At 58.8% G+C, this 277-nt stretch carries 1 protein-coding gene; it reads right to left on the bottom strand.

Annotation, left to right across the window (positions count from 1 at the left end):
- Positions 1–277 (bottom strand): glycogen/starch/alpha-glucan phosphorylase (locus tag SB753_RS36870; protein ID WP_410805076.1); only part of this gene is annotated, 277 nt, incomplete at both ends.

Genomic DNA, 277 nt, shown 5'->3' with positions numbered 1-277 from the left:
CCTTGCCCGCGAACATCACCACGCGCGGCACCCAGTCGCGCTCCGGGTTCGCGCGAATCTGGTTGTAGCGTACGATCACATGCAGCACGTTCAGCAATTGCCGCTTGTATTCGTGGATGCGCTTCACCTGCAGATCGAACAGCGCGTCGGGATTGAAATGCAGCTTCGTATGATGCGCGAGCCGCTGCACGAGCCGCAACTTGTTCTGCCGCTTGGCCTCGCGAAATGCTTCGATGAACTCACTATCGCTACGCAGTTCGCGCAATTGCGCGAGTTC

Source organism: Paraburkholderia sp. SIMBA_053, assembly GCF_046534895.1.
Lineage (GTDB): Bacteria > Pseudomonadota > Gammaproteobacteria > Burkholderiales > Burkholderiaceae > Paraburkholderia > Paraburkholderia caledonica.
Note: the sequence above shows the minus strand (reverse complement) of the source record. Positions and strands in the feature narration are given on the sequence as shown.